Consider the following 17,865-nt stretch of genomic DNA (forward strand, 5'->3'; position numbering starts at 1 on the left):
TTCTCCTTATTTTTTCCTATTTTAATGAATTATTACGGTCCACTCACTAGAGACCAGGTGACCGTAGAAGTATAAGTAGCTTGCCGATTCTTCCCTACATAAGTTGTCCCTGGATCTAACTGCAGTTGTAATCCATTTTGTCCAAAATCGACTTGATATTCTCCAATTGCTACATCTTTTGAAGCCCGTATAATAGTGTGTGCCGCCCCAGTATCAATAGGTGTACTTGGAATTTGTATGATAGGTTTCCCTGTCTCTGGACCTTTTACTTTAGTTATACTTACCTGATTTTTTAAGGATAAAGAACCCTTTGGCAATTGTTTTGCAATATTCGGCTCTGTAAATGGAGAAATTGTCATATTCAATCTCCATCCATCCGCTTGATTTCGACTATCATGTATCATGAGTTTCCCTAATGTACCAAATGAATTTTGCTTTTCTCCATTTAGTTGAATAGGAGTAAACTCTACACTTTTAGGAACAGTAAGCATGTCTACTCGTCCTTTTTGTGTTGTAGATATATGCTTCGTCGTACTTTTATTCCCAGCTTTATCTACTGTACGGATATGTACATATTGTGGTTTCGCATAATCAGTTGGAAGCTGAATGCTAGTCTGATTTGTAAACTGAACACCACCCACTTTATCAAGTGAAGTGTCGGATTTATCATTCACTACATATTCATATCCCTTTACACCACTTGTTACAGTTGCAGGAACTTCCTTAGAAAAATCCGAAACGCCATTCCTACCAACTCCACGAATTTTATAATGATAGGTACTCCCTTCATCTTTAGCAGGGGCAAACGTTACTTTAGTTTCTTTCAGTTCTCTATTTTCAAATTGGAAGCTTTCAGGTGTTGTTGGCACTGCCTGATCTTTTGCTTCTTTATCTACATAGTCAGAGAGTCTACCCTTATATATTTGCTGATTTCCCCTGTATACTTCCGCTTCCGATGCATATCCCACTTTTAACTCATCCACATAGGTAATCCCTTCTGAATAAGCAAGCATATAAAAAGTTACACCTCGTTGCTCGGTAATATAAAACGGATTATTTGCAACTTGAGTATTCATACTAAACGTAGACCATCCATTTATATCTTTATTAGAATCATTCTTTGTGATCGTACGATTATTTGGTAATTGGATAGGTGCTGCCCATTTTCTTGTTTTTAGGCGATCACCTTGTTTCATCGGGGTCACAATAGGACTATTTAATATTACCTTTCCCTTTCCAGAACCATCCTGATACGGTATTACCTTTTCAATCATAGGGGAATCTTGATACACATCTTTGTTTATATCCGAAGTTATATGTCTTCTATCCCTTGGTATGTTGGTACCCGGTTCCTTCTCTGGAAACAAAGAGATATTACTAATTTCTATTTCTTTTGAACCGCCTGGAACATCTTTCAAAACAGTAGCATTATAATAGTCAAATTCTCTCCCTGTTTCCCAGCCTCCATCACCATAGAAACTAATTCTTCCTAATCCTTGTGACTTTGCTTTAAACGTTGCTGAAATATAAGCATTATTAGGTACGTTTAATCGCTTAAAAACAGCAATGGAACTCTCTCTTACAGTATAAGGATATAAGACTCGATTCCCTCCCGATTTTGTATCAAATACTTTGTATCCGCTAGTATCTGTACCATTTGGATAAAAGACTTCAGATTGTAAACTTTGATTCCCGTTACCGTAAAACTCTCCCCAACCACTCATCAAATTAACGTCTTTTGGGTTATTAAAATCAATTTTCCATAAGACGTCCTGCTCTAAGATATCAATCGCCCATTCTAGCTTCACTTCATTTTCTTTTCCATTTGCAGTGAGTGTTGGAATACCATTTTGCTGTTTTCCTATTTGATCAGCTAATATAGAGTTATCTTTTGAATCAATAATTAAGCACGATACACCCAAAAGTATGATTGAAGTAAGAACCTTCCCCCATTTCACTGTTTCCTCCCCCATTTCATTTTTATGCTATCTATGCTGCCTTATTTTGCTCCTTCTGATTTTCATGTTTCTTTCTCCACCATACAAATACAAACATTGAAATAACTAATATGAAAACACCAGCGGCTATTATATATATTTGATTAGAATATCCAGGCAACACTTTTATTGCACCTGTTTGTTCCGCATAATCTGTCACATTAGAAGCAGTTATGCGTATCTGTTCTGTATATGTTTTTGGTATACCATTCTCTTTTATAGTGACTTTTAGTGTATACTTTCCATCTTTGTATTCTTTCGCTTTCCATGGGATTGCTAATCCTACCTTAGATTTTGGCGCTACATTGAATGCTGGAATATTACCATGAAACAGAACGTTATCCTGGGATAAAACTTCATAGTAAACTGCTACATCCCTTACAATATTTGCATTTGTATTTTGAATAAGTGCATGGACTTGTGGTTGTGTTGGATAAGATTCAACAGTTGTGCCATTTAGTTTAAGAGGTGTTTTATTAACTGAATTTTCAGTCTCTTCACTATTCAATTGTATTGCTACCGCATATTCAATGCTATTATGTACAGAAAAGTTCAATCCGTCCTTTTCAAGCTTCTGTCCTTGGGTATCGTGCGCTAACTCAAATAATAATCCACCCAAAAACACTCCATCTTGATTTGGTGTCGTTAAATGTACCTCTATAGTTTTCGTTTGATTCCCCTCTAAGTTAACAGCGTCAGGCGCTTGAACATACTGATCCATATAGAAATCTGTATCTGTTAATATACTTTGTGAGACTTCACGATTTGTTACATACATAATACCTCCGTTTGTAGAGGTGAGAGCGTTAGCGACTTTTACATTGACTTTGATTGGAGTATTAGCTTTATTGTGTACATCCATTTTTACTGTTTGATTCTGTTTCTTTTTCACCTGTAAATTAAAATAATTTTTTATATCACCTAGTTGATTATCCGGGACATGAATGCTTACATCAAATGGTAAACTATCTTGTTTTTCTTGTGCATAAACTACTTTAAAAGGTTTTAAGCTTATACTTAAAATGAATATAATCACAACCAAAATACTAATTAAAATTTTATATACATAGCTTTTCATTCTGCCCCTTCTTTCTATGTATAGAAGAGAATCATACATACGTGATTCCCTTCTATATGATAAATTTCTTTTAAGGTCCTGTTACAATAGAATATGTCAGTTTTGACTCATATGAGGTAGCACCAGCCTTATTCTCAACATACGTACTATGTGGATTTAACGTTAAAGCTAGAGATTTATCATTGAAACTAACATTATATTTCCCCATACCTTCATCTTTTTTCGCACTTAAAATCGTAACTTGATTATCAGTATCTATAATAAAGTTAGTCGTTTTAAACTCCGGATTTGGTGAACTTGTCCCTCCAACTTTCGTTATAGCAGCACCACCACTATTCAAAACTAAGGAACCCTTTGGAAGTGTCCGATTTGACTTTGCATCTCCACTCACTTTAAATTGATCTGCTTTTACATTGATTCTCCAACCATTCCCAGAACCAGTTGCATCTGTCACTGTTAGTACACCAGGATTTGCATGTGTCACTTGTGTTTCTCCACTTAGTGTTACCGCGTTAAAGTTACTAACTGGTGTAACAGCAATATTATGTTCCCCACCTGTTATACTTTGATTTAGTTTTGTATCAGCTGTTGTTGCTGCACTTGCAGGTGTACCCATTAGTGACATACTAAGGGCTAATGTTGCTAATGTGGGAATCATCACTTTACTAAATCTCATCATAGTACCTCCTTATGTTTTAAAAGGAGGGAGCTATATAAAACACGCCCCCTCTTATTTTCAAACAAAATTTATTTTTTGTTCCAAGAATCTACATCTGCATTGCTTGATGCTTTTGTGAATCGAGCTAGAATTGTATCATAACCACCTTGGATTGCTTTCCATACAAATGGCCCAATTACTAATACGATAATGACCGCCAAGGCAATTAACATACCGTTTTCTGATGATAACTGTGAATCCTCATTTTTTAACCAATTTTTCATTTTTGCTAACATTGCATTTCGTCTCCTTTATATATCAATTTTAAGAATTTACTAAAATAAGAACTTAACTATTAAAATCTTTTATTACTTATTCCAAGAATTCACGTCCGCATTGCTTGATGCTTTTGTGAATCTTGCCAGGATCGTATCATAACCACCTTGGATTGCTTTCCATACAAACGGTCCAATTACTAATACGATAATGACCGCCAAGGCAATTAACATACCGTTTTCTGATGATAACTGTGAATCCTCATTTTTTAACCAATTCTTCATTTTTCCTAACATGATTGAATCTCCCTTATCCATTTATTTGATCTATACGTAATAAGCATCATTCATCTAAAACTTCTATTACTTGTTCCATGTATTCACATCTGCATTGCTTGATGCTTTTGTGAATCGAGCTAGAATTGTATCATAGCCACCTTGGATTGCTTTCCATACAAATGGTCCAATTACTAGCACAATAATTACCGCCAAGGCGATTAACATACCATTTTCTGATGATAATTGTGAGTCTTCATTTTTTAACCAATTCTTCATTTTCGTTAACATATATTTTGCTCCTTTACCTATTCCATTTTGAATAATGTTTTTCTATATACTTGCAAATCCTTGCATTAAGGATTGAATAACAATAACCATTGGATAAATCACAATACATCCAATAACCGCTACGTTAAATTTATTCATTTCCATTGGCTTATTTTGAATGAGACGGTTATAGTTCTCATGTTTTAACTCACGCATCATTTTAATCTGTGCATCCATAATACGAAGACTCTGTACCTTGTCCGTTTTTTGTGCTTGTTGCAATGCAATGGTAAAGGTATTTACTTCTGGACTATTTAGGGCTGCTGCAAAGTTTCGAAATGGTTGATCCGAACCCGCATACATTTCTAATTCCGCTGTAAGTGTAGATACATACGGTCGAAGATGTCTCCCGGCATATATCTGCGCCTTTTTTACTGCTTCTAATGTTGTATGTGTTTTTAACAACTGCAGCATAGGAATTAAATACTCCGGTAATTCGAACTTCCTTGCTTCTATAGCCTGCTTGATTCTTCTCTTTAATAGATAATCAGGATAGAAATAAAGTAGCGGTGAAATTAAAACGCCCACTTTAAATAAGTAGTAATCATGAAACACCGTACATATCAAGAAAACAGAGGTGAAAATGATGGGATAGGCAACCTTCATTTTCAAATATTCTTCTGGTTTCGTATCCAAACCAGCTTCTTCTAATTTTTTTTGGATCTGCTCTTTCTTTTCTTCTGTCAGATACTTATGTGATAACGACTGGAAGGGAGCAAGCATCATTTGATTTAAATTCTTTTTTTCAATTCGTTTTGCATTTTCTACATAGTTTGTAAGTAGGCTACCGCTGTCTTTTTTACTTTGTAGAAAGGTAGAGAATACCCAGTACATGACAACGAATACCACTAAAGCTAAAATCGTAGCCACTTTATTCCCCTCTTTCTGTTGGATTATAATTTGCAATCTTTTCTACACGGGTTGCTAAGAAAAAGACAATTAACATATTTACCGTTAATGCAATTTTCCCCATCATAGAACCTGCTAAAAATCCATATGCTTCTTTTGACATCAACATAATCACAATCGGCATGGCAATCACGATTAAGCAGTTCTGTACAAACGCACGTTGTGCTTGCGACAAACTAGAACGTAATCTTGCCAGATATAGCTTTTGTTTTTCGAAATCTTCTGCAATATCTAATAAGACTTGTACTGAATTCGCCCCGCCTTCTCGACTACACACTTCCAACATTTCATGGAAGAAAACCAATTCTCTAAAATTAAAAGTTTCATTGAATCCTTTAAATGCACGGTGCATTGTAGTTCCACCTTCTAATAAAAGAGAAACTTTTTCTATTTCTTCTTGAATACTCTCATGCATCATTGGCTTTACTTGTACTAACACGCGTTTAGCGTTATTACTAATTTGAAGCGCATTCGCTACTGCCTTCATATAAATAGAGAGACGGTCAATGACAACCAAGTAGTAACGTTTTTTTCTTCGATAGAGAAGAAATCTCGGAACTAAAAATCCACATAAAGCAGAAATCAGGGTAAAAGGATCTCTTCCAAATGAGAAGTAGAATATTGCTGCTATACTCATTCCCGAAAGAATCGTATATACCCAGTACATGCTTTTCGTCAATTTCCACTCGTACTTTTGGGCTTCTTGGATAACAGATTGTGGAAGATACATTCGTATGCCTTTAATATTCCTTAATTCCAAGCGCCTTTCTTCTTTCTCATTTTCTTGTACAAATTGGGAAAGTGCAGAACCTTTAGATTTTGCAAAAAGTAAAACAAGTAATACTACACTAATAAAGATTAATAATATACATCCATAGGCGAACAAACTATGCATACTGCACCTCCTGTTGTGATAGGAACGGTGCATAAAGAGCTGGATTTACAGAAGTAGCAGAACGGAATTTTTTCTCCATTTTAGCTGACATTTTCCCTGTAATAATGTGCTGTCCATGAATTTTTCCTATGCTTTCATTTATCTCATCCTGTTCCTCGTATGTCGGGATAAACTGAGAAAGTTCATTAAACTGTATATCACCTCGATAATCTAATAATTCAATCATCTCTGTAATATAACGATTCCCATCATCTTTCTTTTCTAAAAAGACAATCACATCGAATGTCTGTGAAATTAATTCATATAAATACTGGGCATCAATATTCGCACCACTTTGCAGACACATGAGCATTAAACGTCTGACTGCTTCTATGGCACTTCTTGCATGGACAGAGGTAAAGCCAGGGTGGCCTGTTTGGAAAAAGTTAATCATTTTTAATGCTTCTTTACCCCTCGATTCCCCTACAATTAATCGCTTTGGTCCTTGACGTAGTGCATTCGTTAACAATCTATCAAAATCAATTGCATTTTCTTCTACTTCCGATGCCCTACATTGCATCGGAACAAAGTGATGTTCTGGAAAAATTCGATGCAAATATAATTCAGGGTTATCTTCTACTACAAGAGTACGTTCTTTTTTCTTTCCTTTCGGAATATGAGAAGCAAGAAATTTCATAAACTCTGATTTCCCTGTCCCTGTTGCTCCAGCGACTAGAATATTCATTTTGGCTTTCACGGCTGCAGCCAAAAAGTCCAACATCTCTTTTGACGCTTGATTAGTAGATAACATTCGCTCTTCAGAAGCACGAAGATGATCTGCATTCTTACGAATCGTTATTGTTGTCCCGAGTCCCCCAAGTTCATCTAAAGCAATATTGATACGGATATAGGGAAACACGCAGTCCACATATGGTTTTGCTGTATTTAATGACTCTGACGTACTATTTACCATCTTATAGGCTAAAGCCTTTACCTCTTCTTCCGTCTCAAATCGGTAAGGGAATGTTAACTCTCCCTCTCCAATTTTTTCGTAAATAATTTCTTTTGTACCATTGATATAAATATCGGTTACATCCTGATCTTCTTTTAAAGGTTCTATAATTCCAAATCCCACAATATCATCACATACCATATTTAATAATTGTTCAGAAGGTACATCTGAAATGACGACTTGATTACTTAATAGAAAGCTTTTAATGATTTGTTCTACAGCTGCTCTCTTTTCTTTATTCATAAAAGATTCGCTTAAAATATCACGATGGTCTTTTACTAAAAATGCACGAATTTCATCCGTGATATCTTTAATTTGTTGAGCTGTAGTTGTTCCTAACTTTCGAGCTGATTTGGAACGAATCATATAACCAAAATGATATAAATCAACTCGATTTCGCTTTAAGGCGACTTGTTTTCCCTGTAAATAGCCCCACATACTACTGCCTCCCTTTTAATTTCGTAAACCAAAGAGACCCTTTTTCATAGAGGATGTATGCTGGGTTGGAATATCAAGACCAGCTGCTTCCATAATGTGATGGACCTTTGTATTAATTTGCGGGGAACCAAACTGCATCCCCCATTCATAACTCGTACGATCCCTGTCATACGGAATTGTCACCGCAATTTTTTGGGAAGAAAGCTTTTCAATATCTTCTACATAATCCTCATCTGCCATATTTAAAACATGAATCATACGAGGCAATGTTAGCTTTGCTTCTTCTAGTAGTTGTAATTCTCTTTTAATTGCTATTGCACCACGAGGGTTGCCGTTTAACACATGAATTACAAGGTCTGATTGGTATAGGATTGGATAACTCAGAACCTCAGATAATTCAGTTGGTACTGATAGAATGATAGAATCGTATTCTGTATCTACAAGTGATTCTATAAATGTCGTTACAAACAGTTCTTTGTTTTGAATCTCTGGGAATTGAGCTAAGTTATAACCTGATGGAAACACTAGAAAATCCATCTTATCGTGCAATTTTTGCATCAACCTTGGATTCATTTTTCTCTCTAATAAATCTTGCTTGGTACAAATATATTGCGAGAGATTGTATTCATTTTCTTTTCTTACAAGTTCTAAGATGTTTTTACTATCGTGGCTAAGACCAGTTCCAACCGCAAAGCTAGGTCTTACTTGGTCTGCTTCAACATAAAGCACCTTTTTCCCTAAATGAGCTAATTCATTTGCCATCGCAATACTTAATGTGCTTTTCCCTACATTTTCGTTTGTTGCATAAAAGGCAATGATTCTTGCTTGCCGCTCCATCTTAATAACCCCTTTCTTACTTAGATTCATTCAGATACTGTGCTACATACTCTTTTACATTTTTAGAAATTGGATTAGTCGAATGCTTCTCTACATAGTCTAAAATGTTCTTTTGATCAGATATTTGTGAGAATCCTTCAGCTGGTTCTAATTCTTTCCCTGTTTGCTCCACCTTTTGTCCAACTGCAACAGGAATGACATCTCCAAGTGTTTTTGCACGATTTAAGTATTGAAGTTGTTCAGGGGAAACAGCCAGTGTGTATAATCGCGTTACTTTAGGCTTTTGTTTTCCTTCTTGTTCCTCTTTTGATTCTTTCTTTTCTAGCACAAATGCATCTTCTGTATTGCTATCTTTTGCAGCCGTCACACGTACACGTTGGAACAGACCACCAAAGACAACCTTCTCATTGTCTCCTTCTTTCACAACTTGTTTGAAATACAAGTCCACATACGTGTTTGGGATAATACTATTCCCTGAACTTGTTTCCAAATCAACGAGTAACGGGAAAGCAACTTCTCCATCTTTCAAATTTAAAATAGCAGAGTCCGGTAACTCCTCTTTCTTTACTACTTTGTTTTTAAAGAGATAGCTATTTTCTGTAATGGGTTGCCCATCATTTGTCCACTTACCTACAACCTCTTTTTTATTTACACGTAATGCATTTGGGGGAATCGCATCACCAGGTAAAGTTCGTTCCACTAGCATGTCTTCTTTAATTTCTGTATGTGCAGGTATATCCTTTGCGGCTACAACAATCTTTGTTGGTTTTACAGCATTTTCTACTGCGAAATGATTGTATCCATAGATACCCGCTACTGTTGCAGCGGCTAGACCTACCGCAACAATCTGCTTCTTTTGAAACTTAGATGGCTTCAATTTTTGTATTCCTCCTTATGTAGCCTTTAAACGCAAAAAAAGGACACACCTATGGCATAATGCGCCTTAGGTGTGTCCTTTTAGCTAATCTAAAGTCTATATGAAAATGTTGGATTTGGTTTCTTTAATATTACAATTTCAATATTATGATATATAGAGTTATATGTCAATCATTTCTAAAAAAAATATTATTTTTACCATTTCAAACCTCTGATTTCAAAACTCAAAAACCCTTAAAAACATTGTCATATCAAGGTTTTTAAGCTATTAACCCACCCGTAAATATGGTATAATGAATATAACGTAACTGAATATTTCAGGGTGGTTGGTTGCTATCCTTTCTCTTTCATTTTATGGAGAAAGGAGGTGATCGCATGGAAATACTTTTCATAATAGCAATTGAAATTTTAAAAGTAATTGCTAGAGAAGTCGCTGTGTTTTTTGCAAAACGAGTAGGTAAATACCTCTCAATGTCTTGGAAGAAAACACAAAAAAAGCGACGAAAAACGAAAAGAACCACCCACAATGCCTGCAAGCGTGTGTGAACCGCACCCAATTTGTTAGACAAATAACTAACAATTGGAGGTGCGGTTTTATTATGTCTAGAAAATATAAATTCGAATTAAAAAAAAATGCCGTTGAACATTATTTAAATACAAATGATTCTTTTAAAGTGACTGCCAAAAAATATCAAGTCAGTATATCGTTATTAAAAGAGTGGGTGGCACGTACTAGAGAACAAGGAATAGAGTCCTTAAACTCTAAATGTACAAGGTATGACATTCAGTTTAAAATGGAAGTATTGAATTTTATGAACAATACAGGAGCTTCGCCCCTACAAGCGGCCGCTATGTTCAACGTTCCATCTCCTCGTACCGTTAGGAAGTGGCGATCAATGCTAGAATCACAGGGGATAGATGCTCTTCGTAAAACAAGTAAGGGGTACTCCACTGTGAAGAAGAAACAGGCTATTGCACCTAAGAAAAAACAAAATATTAACTCTCAAAATGATTTACAAAAAGAAATTGAATACTTACGCATGGAAAATGCTTATTTAAAAAAGTTACACGCCTTAATTCAACAAAAACAACAATCTCTGAAAAAGACAAAGCACACATAATATATGAGTTAAGGCATGAATATAAAATTATCGACTTGATTAAAGCGGCTGAAATGGCTCGTAGTACATATTATTACTGGGTGAAACAAATGAGTCGTGAAGATAAATATAACGAGGTTAAAGAAAGTATTAAGCAGATTTTTCAGGAACACCAAGGGCGATATGGCTATAGGCGTATCACACTTGAATTACGTAATCAGGGCTATACCATTAACCACAAAACCGTCCTTCGCTTAATGAATCAATTAGGGTTAAAATCGTTGGTAAGAATCACTAAATACCGCTCTTATCGCGGGAAGGTTGGGAAGGTAGCGCCAAATGTCTTGAAGCGTGATTTCAAGGCCTCTAAGCCTAATGAAAAGTGGGTTACAGATGTTACTGAAGTTCATTTGTTTGGTGAAAAACTCTACCTATCTCCTATTCTAGACTTGTTTAATGGTGAGATTATTTCCTATAATATTGAGAAACGCCCTACATTCCTTCTAGTCGAAAGGATGTTAGATAAGGCTTTAAAATGCTTGGATAAAGAAGATACTCCTATCCTTCATTCAGATCAAGGTTGGCACTATCAAATGGATAGATATCAATATATTTTAAGAGAAAATAATATAACTCAAAGTATGTCCCGTAAGGGAAATTGCTTAGATAATGCAGTCATTGAAAATTTCTTTGGCTTATTAAAATCTGAATTACTTTATCTTAAAGATTTTGAAAGTATGGAACACTTTAGGGAAGAACTAGAGAATTATATTTATTATTACAATAATAAAAGGATTAAGGCAAAATTAAAAGGATTGCCTCCTGTAAAATACAGAATTCAATCCTTATTAGCTGCTTAAATATATGTCTAACTTTTCGGGTCCAGTTCAGTGAAGGGCGGTTCTAAGAAAAAATAAACTTTTTTTAGCAACTAGCCACCTTGCGGTAACAGTTACATAAGGCGAGATGTTGGAGCATCTCGTCTTCTTTAGTTTATGCAAAAACTATTATTATAATACTTCTACACTTATTATAACATCAACTATTGTACATGTCATGTATTCTATTCTCCATTATTCATTCCTTTTTAATATACATTGTAAATCGAATTATATATAGTTATAATACTAATAACCATATATAAAGAAAGTAGGATATTAATTTGCGGAAAAATGTTTTTATTGTTCTAATATCAATGATTTTAATGTTAATTTCTGGGTGTTCAAATGATAATGAAACAACTCAAAAGAAGGAAACTCAAAGTGGACCGGAAAGTAAATCAAGCAATCAAAATAATGAGTCTTATAAAATGATAAAATACAATAAATCTATAACTATGGAAGATATTGAATTTCAAATTTCAGATGTTGAAAAGTCACTGGAATACAAATACAATCCCTCTCCTGATTTTAATATGACACTTAGACCTGCTAAAGATTATCTTGTTATTATTAGTTTTACAGCTACAAATAAAGGGAATATAGAGAAAGAAGCTCCATTTACTGATTTTAGATTGAACGATAAAAACTTATCAGGATTTCCGGTGAGAGAGGCATTTGAAACTGGAGATGTTAAATTAAAGCCTGGAGAATCTAAAACGCGTGCTTATATTTATAATTTTGATAAAACAGAAGATGCCGATAGATTCTACTATAAAGGAATTTTGGGTTCAACAGGTACTGAAAAGAAAGAGTTTGCATGGGATTTAAAACCCATCTTCAAAAAGAAAGGGATAGGTAATTTCTCCTGATCCCATTCTCCTAAAAAGAGACAGCATTATATAACTGCTGTCTCTTTTTTCTTTTTATTATTTATTAGACTTTTAGAATGAAACAAGCTTTGTTCCCGTCTCAAAATATCTTGCAGGAGCATAACTTGTCCCATTTCGATCTTGAAATTCATTTCCAATATATATTGATACTATCATTGCGATTACTCCAAGAAAAATCACTCGTCTCACACGCTGCTTTTTCTTTTTATCCACTCAAATTTCCCCTTTCTATGAAAAAAGGCACACCCCATTAAGGGGTGTGCCTTTGGTTTATCCATTCAGCTACTAGTTCAAGAAGGATTATATACTTTTGTCGATTCAAGTCATTATACAATACTATTAATCTAATTTCTATTCTTCATATAGTACCAATTTGATAAATCAGTAATAATTTTTTCCTTTCCAACCCAATTCCAACCTGGTGTTTGCACAGGGAATGGAAGATCCGCAAGCACCCTTCTCTTTTTAAAATCATCGTACGCAACACCTTTAATTTCCACTTCATCTGTCAGGCACAAACTCATTTCATTCACACCTGCTGGGTTTGTTTCAACATTGAACGAATATTTTCTATCTTTTGTTTTTAATGGCGCATACCATTTTCGTTGGCCATCAATAATTTTTTCCTTACCATCCCAATATAAAGACTTAGTTGGTCTTTTACTATCAAAGACATGTCCTGTTACTTCAGACAAATACATATTTTTAGGTAGGAATTTAGATGTTAAGCCATTATTAGAAACACTCTCTAAATCATATGCTGTTTTTAGTCCTTCATCTGCAAATGGATACTGTGCCGTTGCTTTTGTAAATACACCTGGATAATTAGTATTCCAATCATTTTTGTATTTCCCATTAACTTCATAAGAATAACCATACCCCGCATGGAGCTTAGATGGTTCTAAATTATCAATACTTCCACTTAATGTTTCATAGAACATTTCTCCCACTGTGTCCTCTTTTGACACACGTTCACTTACTGTTTCTACCACACCTTTTACACTCGTTACTCCGCACATTCCTTTTTCATGAGATGGTGAATAGATAGCTGTTTTAATAGGATTATTTTTGTATGTGGTTTCTTCTATATCTAATCGGTTACCAGCAGGGTTAATTTCTGCCTGAATTGTTCCTTTCCCCTTATGTTGCCAGCCAAGGTTCAATGTTTTCTTTTCTCCTTCAGTTAACCTTACCTTTTGTGTCGCTACTTGTTGTCCGTTATGCTTGAGCACAACTACCGTTTCAGGATTTGCATACTTCGCTTCTAGCTCATCTAACTTTTTAATTTTATTTTTCTCTTTTTCTAACTTCTGCCTTGCTGTATCTAACCTACTTGCTGCACTATCTAATCTATTTTCTTCCCAAGAGCAGTCTCTATCGTAATAGTGATGGTTCCCTTCTGCATCTACCTCATGAATTGGATTACGACGGCAATAACTAAGACTAGACTGCGCACTATCTCTATCGGATTCAGAACTATTTACCGCTTGCTCGGACTTATTAATATTGTTATTTACCTTTGCTCTATATTGGTCACGTTCTGGTTTAAAATTATCACGTGATACATCTATTCTTGTTTTTATATTCTTTCCTTCTCTTGCTGTTTCTCCTTCTATTCGGTCAGCAGAGAAATCGATTTTATATTTAAAATCATCTTCAGCACCTGGATCTGGATTAGGTGTTACTTCTGTACCACAGTTACCATTTATGGTGAAATCAACAGTTTTCTCATTTGACTCCCTTTGAACAGCATCAATGACTTTAATTTTTGCAGTATATCGGCCACACATTTGTGGCTGCCACTTTAGTTCTTCTGACTTAAATTGCCCTGCATCACCTTCATTTGGTTTTTGATTATCTTTTTGCGGAGTTGAACGTAGATAATTTTCTTGATGATACACGGTTTCGCCATCTTTTGTAATATCTAACATCCATTTAACTCGGTTCCGTTCTCCAGCAGCTTTTTGATAAGGGTTTATTGTTGTTCCATTAGGATCTCGGTCATTGTATCCTTTATTTTTACTTACATATTCAAAACCGTTAAATGTAAATTTTACGGGTATATCTTTTGGCCCACTAGTAGCTTTAAAATCTTTTATTTGAGGTTTACTTGTGCGCACATACCACAAGCTATACCTATTCACATCATTTACACCACCAGCCCCTGCATATCCACCAGAAAGATATGCAATGTCCCTAATCCAATAGAAATGTCCATAAGATTCAAAGGATTCTTTATTTGTAATCTTATGTGGAATTAAATTTTTTAAAACAAACTGAGGGTTGCCCCAATATTTATCTGTAATTATGCTATTTGTAATTCTCTCCACTTCAGTTACCATTCTATCTCCCACTACAACTGAAGGGTTAATATAGCCGTCATTTGATATACGCACATAAGGATCTGAATGGTCTTCATTTTGGATAAGGTTTTCCCTTGGATTCCCCCAATTAAAAGAACCATTATAAACAGCAGGAAAATGTATATCGGCTTTATAGTCGAACTCTTTTGGCTTATATCTACTTCCAGACCTAAGTAGTTTTCCTTTCAATTGTAATTCGTCTGACGCTAAAATCGTAGTTTCATTTCCATCATAAAATGGTACATCACTATTTCCTGCACTTGCTACTGACGGTAATAACAAAACTAAAGAAGTACAGGTTAATAATACTTTTTTACTCAGTTTCATAAAATCCCTCCTTTAAACATAAAAAAGGACACACCTGTACCTTGGGAGGTACGTAAGGTGTGTCCTTTACGTAAATAAATCAAATTTATTTATTAATTGTTATATTACATATTTCAATATATCAAATGAAACATTGAATTGCAATGATATTATACACGTACTTGAATGTACATCATGTGGTCAGCTGTAGAATGCCCTACACGAATTTTATATTTTCCTTTTTCAAAGTTATTAATTTCTTGAGCATCTACAGTTTCTTGAATTTCTTTATCTAGAACTAAATCAGAATTTAACATCGTAGTCCACTTTTTAGCTAATTCAATAGTTGCTTCGTTATTATCTAAGAAAATAATTTTAAAATCATTCTCACTAGTTGCATTAACGTAGACTTGTGCCCCAATTGTACCTTCTGGTAAGTACATATTTTTATCAACCAGTCTAATTGTTCCATTTATATCTGCATACTTAAGGTTAGTACCATATTTACTATTCACACTCTTAATAAGATTTTGCGCTTCTGTAGAAATGGATTTTTGAGCAATCGGGTTTTTCATAGCGTTTGGATTATACGTAACTTCCTCTGTAACTAAACCTTTATCTATACTTGATGGTAAATTTGTATCTGGTTTTTCTTCTGGTTTTGTTTCAGGTTTTGGGTCTGGCTTCACTTCTGGTTTTTCTTCTGGTTTCGTTTCAGGTTTTGGATCTGGCTTCACTTCTGGTTTTTCTTCTGGTTTTGTTTCAGGTTTTGGGTCTGGCTTCACTTCTGGTTTTTCTTCTAGTTTCGTTTCAGGTTTTGGATCTGGCTTCACTTCTGGCTTTTCTTCTGGTTTTGTTTCAGGTTTTGGGTCTGGCTTCACTTCTGGTTTTTCTTCTGGTTTCGTTTCAGGTTTTGGATCTGGCTTCACTTCTGGCTTTTCTTCTGGTTTTGTTTCAGATTTTGGATCTGGCTTCACTTCTGGTTTAGTCTCTTTTTCTACTGCATTAATAGAGTTATATAAGAACTGGCTATATTGTTCACGAGTTACATGTGCATATGGTGAATACATTTTACCTCCTGTACCAATAGTAACGCCATTTTCTTCTAATGCACTAATTGCTTTTAATGCCCATGAGTTTTTATCAACATCAGTAAAGGAAGTTGTCTTAGTAGCTTTGAACTTGAAAGCATTTGTAAGTACTTGCGCCATTTGTTCACGAGTTAAGACATCATCTGGACCGAATTTCCCTTCACCATAACCATTTACTAGACCTGCTTTAGCAAGTGCTCTAATTTCTTTTTCAAACATGTGTCCTCTAATATCTGTAAATGGATTTTTGAAGCTAGCATCTGCATCTGCTGGTTTAACGTACATATAAATCATACGAGCAACTTGCCCACGAGTTACATTGTCACCAAAACCAAAGATATTATTTCCGTATCCTTGTACTACTTTACGATTTGTTAAATCATAAATTGCTTTTGTAGACCAGTGATTTGCTGGAACATCACTGAATTTTAATGAGTCTGTGTTATCAGCCTTAGCAGTAAATGCTCCTGCTCCTAGTAATGATGTACCCATAATTGTTAATGCTGTTGCTGTTTTTAAAAATTTGTTAGCCATTGTTTGTTCCTCCAAGTATATTAGTTTTTTAATAGATTCCTTTATTGTATCGAATTTAAATATAAAATCCAGATACTTTAACATATAAATTTATAAATTAGCGTTTTTTTATAACCGCTGTTCTATATGGAAAATATTACCATATAGAAATAGGCTTGTAAAGTATTTTTATATATTTATTTATAAATATTTATTTCTAGTAAAAAAACTACACTTTTCAGTATAGTTTTTAACTCTTTATATATATTGATATTCTCAACGGAAATAGATTTGTCCCATTCCATCTTTGTTAGCCCATATTGGTGCTTTCACACTATCAATCCCTATCATTTTAAAAATAAAGAAGTGATGTTCAGCTTTTATCTTAAAATTTAACGGCTGATTATGATCCACGCGCCCTTTAGTATATTCATATTTCCATCCATCCATATTCTGCTCTTTCATTTTCTTCTCTATATCAGGAATTAGATTTACGTTTTTTCCTTCATATGTGTACTGAAAACCACCTGTTTGTTCTGCTAACTCTACTGTACTAGAAGCAAAATCATGTGCTTTTACTAACTGCATTCCATACAGTACACCTTCTGGTATAAGAGTTATCAATAATAAAGAAAGCGTTAGAAAAAGCGCTGTTGTTACTGTATTTTGCATTTCTTACACACCTACTTTTTCTTATTTATTTCACGTTTCCTCCAGCTTTCTTGTTGTCAGAATCTGCTTCATAAATAAATATGTGTCTTGCGTTACTCTTAATGTTACCTTTCTTTTCATCAAATTGTTTCGTATAACTAGCAGCTTCCGCTTCTCCTTCAACCGCAATCATTGCAGGTTGCTCTTGTACAGCATGTACAGAAAACTCTCGTTTTGATGCAGGATCCTTAAATGTTGCATTTTGTTTATAAGACTTTTCAAATTCTTTCTTTGCGATACCTGGTTCAATAGCAATTTCTTCTTGCGCTCGTAAAACACCTACTTTTACGGCTTTATCCATTGCTGTACTTCCAGCGCGTTCTGATGCAGACTTATTATCTGTGTGTGTTGTATCTCCAATAATCATATCTGTCATTAAGAATAAACAGCCAACAAATAATAATATTGAGGCGGCCCCTATAATAAATTTTTGCATCTTTCTTCACCCCT

18 protein-coding genes are annotated in these 17,865 nt (G+C 34.8%); 2 read left to right on the forward strand and 16 right to left on the reverse strand.

Annotated elements, in window-relative coordinates:
* Nucleotides 1-32: 32 nt before the first annotated feature.
* The 11 genes from EGX95_RS00705 to cpaB all read right to left on the reverse strand — a co-directional run bounded on the left by EGX95_RS00705 (nt 33) and on the right by cpaB (nt 9,561).
* Nucleotides 33-1,973, reverse strand: coding sequence for a WxL domain-containing protein (locus tag EGX95_RS00705; RefSeq protein ID WP_076855981.1), 1,941 nt, complete (start codon nt 1,971-1,973; stop codon nt 33-35).
* Nucleotides 1,974-1,989: 16 nt separating this feature from the next.
* Nucleotides 1,990-3,075 carry a DUF916 domain-containing protein gene (locus EGX95_RS00710; protein WP_000844613.1) on the reverse strand — a complete coding sequence of 362 codons (1,086 nt, stop codon included), beginning with the start codon at nt 3,073-3,075 and terminating at the stop codon, nt 1,990-1,992.
* Between the two features lie 70 nt (nt 3,076-3,145).
* Nucleotides 3,146-3,751, reverse strand: coding sequence for a WxL domain-containing protein (locus EGX95_RS00715; RefSeq protein WP_076855982.1), 606 nt, complete (start codon nt 3,749-3,751; stop codon nt 3,146-3,148).
* A 71-nt stretch (nt 3,752-3,822) separates the two neighbouring features.
* Nucleotides 3,823-4,029 (reverse strand): hypothetical protein, encoded by a 207-nt coding sequence (locus EGX95_RS00720; protein WP_000879954.1) that lies wholly within the window; start codon nt 4,027-4,029, stop codon nt 3,823-3,825.
* Between the two features lie 72 nt (nt 4,030-4,101).
* Complete coding sequence (locus EGX95_RS00725; protein WP_000900859.1) at nt 4,102-4,305, reverse strand: hypothetical protein; 204 nt, start codon at nt 4,303-4,305, stop codon at nt 4,102-4,104.
* Nucleotides 4,306-4,371: 66 nt separating this feature from the next.
* The gene (locus tag EGX95_RS00730; protein ID WP_000956355.1) at nt 4,372-4,575 is read right to left on the reverse strand and encodes a hypothetical protein; all 204 of its coding nucleotides are present in this window, start codon (nt 4,573-4,575) and stop codon (nt 4,372-4,374) included.
* Nucleotides 4,576-4,617: 42 nt separating this feature from the next.
* Nucleotides 4,618-5,484, reverse strand: coding sequence for a hypothetical protein (locus EGX95_RS00735; RefSeq protein WP_000201162.1), 867 nt, complete (start codon nt 5,482-5,484; stop codon nt 4,618-4,620).
* Nucleotide 5,485: 1 nt separating this feature from the next.
* The gene (locus EGX95_RS00740; RefSeq protein WP_076855983.1) at nt 5,486-6,418 is read right to left on the reverse strand and encodes a hypothetical protein; all 933 of its coding nucleotides are present in this window, start codon (nt 6,416-6,418) and stop codon (nt 5,486-5,488) included.
* Complete coding sequence (locus EGX95_RS00745) at nt 6,411-7,847, reverse strand: TadA family conjugal transfer-associated ATPase (protein ID WP_000264620.1); 1,437 nt, start codon at nt 7,845-7,847, stop codon at nt 6,411-6,413. The genes EGX95_RS00740 and EGX95_RS00745 overlap by 8 nt, the downstream gene beginning before the upstream one ends.
* Nucleotides 7,848-7,862: 15 nt before the next feature.
* Nucleotides 7,863-8,684: a CpaE/TadZ family protein gene (locus tag EGX95_RS00750; RefSeq protein ID WP_000441033.1), complete on the reverse strand. Its 822-nt coding sequence runs from the start codon at nt 8,682-8,684 to the stop codon at nt 7,863-7,865.
* 16 nt (nt 8,685-8,700) lie between these two features.
* Nucleotides 8,701-9,561, reverse strand: a complete 861-nt coding sequence (cpaB, locus tag EGX95_RS00755; RefSeq protein WP_000804792.1) for a Flp pilus assembly protein CpaB — start codon at nt 9,559-9,561, stop codon at nt 8,701-8,703.
* Between the two features lie 598 nt (nt 9,562-10,159).
* Between cpaB and EGX95_RS00760 the strand changes: the two genes are divergently transcribed.
* Both EGX95_RS00760 and EGX95_RS00765 read left to right on the forward strand, forming a co-directional pair.
* Nucleotides 10,160-11,520, forward strand: a protein-coding gene (locus tag EGX95_RS00760; RefSeq protein WP_123805311.1) for an IS3-like element ISBce15 family transposase whose coding sequence is annotated in 2 segments (ribosomal slippage) — nt 10,160-10,616 and nt 10,616-11,520 — 1,362 coding nt in all. Because the reading frame shifts where the segments join, the coding sequence is not laid out codon by codon here.
* Between the two features lie 335 nt (nt 11,521-11,855).
* Nucleotides 11,856-12,410 carry a hypothetical protein gene (locus EGX95_RS00765; RefSeq protein ID WP_142995885.1) on the forward strand — a complete coding sequence of 185 codons (555 nt, stop codon included), beginning with the start codon at nt 11,856-11,858 and terminating at the stop codon, nt 12,408-12,410.
* Between the two features lie 72 nt (nt 12,411-12,482).
* On the opposite strand, the gene EGX95_RS30070 is transcribed toward EGX95_RS00765, so the two are convergent.
* The 5 genes from EGX95_RS30070 to EGX95_RS00785 all read right to left on the reverse strand — a co-directional run bounded on the left by EGX95_RS30070 (nt 12,483) and on the right by EGX95_RS00785 (nt 17,851).
* Nucleotides 12,483-12,644 carry a hypothetical protein gene (locus tag EGX95_RS30070; RefSeq protein ID WP_042512131.1) on the reverse strand — a complete coding sequence of 54 codons (162 nt, stop codon included), beginning with the start codon at nt 12,642-12,644 and terminating at the stop codon, nt 12,483-12,485.
* A 131-nt stretch (nt 12,645-12,775) separates the two neighbouring features.
* Nucleotides 12,776-15,121: a hypothetical protein gene (locus tag EGX95_RS00770; RefSeq protein ID WP_076855985.1), complete on the reverse strand. Its 2,346-nt coding sequence runs from the start codon at nt 15,119-15,121 to the stop codon at nt 12,776-12,778.
* Between the two features lie 149 nt (nt 15,122-15,270).
* Nucleotides 15,271-16,788 carry an S-layer homology domain-containing protein gene (locus tag EGX95_RS00775; protein WP_413463792.1) on the reverse strand — a complete coding sequence of 506 codons (1,518 nt, stop codon included), beginning with the start codon at nt 16,786-16,788 and terminating at the stop codon, nt 15,271-15,273.
* Nucleotides 16,789-16,980: 192 nt separating this feature from the next.
* Entirely contained in the window at nt 16,981-17,376 is a 396-nt protein-coding gene (locus EGX95_RS00780; RefSeq protein WP_001181745.1) for a DUF4320 family protein, read from the reverse strand.
* Between the two features lie 25 nt (nt 17,377-17,401).
* The gene (locus tag EGX95_RS00785) at nt 17,402-17,851 is read right to left on the reverse strand and encodes a hypothetical protein (RefSeq protein WP_001168864.1); all 450 of its coding nucleotides are present in this window, start codon (nt 17,849-17,851) and stop codon (nt 17,402-17,404) included.
* Between the last annotated feature and the right edge of the window lie 14 nt (nt 17,852-17,865).

Source organism: Bacillus sp. FDAARGOS_527, from assembly GCF_003812125.1.
Lineage (GTDB): Bacteria > Bacillota > Bacilli > Bacillales > Bacillaceae_G > Bacillus_A > Bacillus_A paranthracis.

Excerpts from the sequence above, each read along its gene's own strand:
- EGX95_RS00705 (WP_076855981.1), bottom strand. The coding sequence starts at position 1,973 with ATGGGGGAGGAAACAGTGAAATGGGGGAAGGTTCTTACTTCAATCATA.
- EGX95_RS00710 (WP_000844613.1), bottom strand. The coding sequence starts at position 3,075 with ATGAAAAGCTATGTATATAAAATTTTAATTAGTATTTTGGTTGTGATT.
- EGX95_RS00715 (WP_076855982.1), bottom strand. The coding sequence starts at position 3,751 with ATGAGATTTAGTAAAGTGATGATTCCCACATTAGCAACATTAGCCCTT.
- EGX95_RS00720 (WP_000879954.1), bottom strand. The coding sequence starts at position 4,029 with ATGTTAGCAAAAATGAAAAATTGGTTAAAAAATGAGGATTCACAGTTA.
- EGX95_RS00725 (WP_000900859.1), bottom strand. The coding sequence starts at position 4,305 with ATGTTAGGAAAAATGAAGAATTGGTTAAAAAATGAGGATTCACAGTTA.
- EGX95_RS00730 (WP_000956355.1), bottom strand. The coding sequence starts at position 4,575 with ATGTTAACGAAAATGAAGAATTGGTTAAAAAATGAAGACTCACAATTA.
- EGX95_RS00740 (WP_076855983.1), bottom strand. The coding sequence starts at position 6,418 with ATGCATAGTTTGTTCGCCTATGGATGTATATTATTAATCTTTATTAGT.
- EGX95_RS00745 (WP_000264620.1), bottom strand. The coding sequence starts at position 7,847 with ATGTGGGGCTATTTACAGGGAAAACAAGTCGCCTTAAAGCGAAATCGA.
- EGX95_RS00750 (WP_000441033.1), bottom strand. The coding sequence starts at position 8,684 with ATGGAGCGGCAAGCAAGAATCATTGCCTTTTATGCAACAAACGAAAAT.
- EGX95_RS00765 (WP_142995885.1), top strand. The coding sequence starts at position 11,856 with ATGATTTTAATGTTAATTTCTGGGTGTTCAAATGATAATGAAACAACT.
- EGX95_RS00770 (WP_076855985.1), bottom strand. The coding sequence starts at position 15,121 with ATGAAACTGAGTAAAAAAGTATTATTAACCTGTACTTCTTTAGTTTTG.
- EGX95_RS00780 (WP_001181745.1), bottom strand. The coding sequence starts at position 17,376 with ATGCAAAATACAGTAACAACAGCGCTTTTTCTAACGCTTTCTTTATTA.
- EGX95_RS00785 (WP_001168864.1), bottom strand. The coding sequence starts at position 17,851 with ATGCAAAAATTTATTATAGGGGCCGCCTCAATATTATTATTTGTTGGC.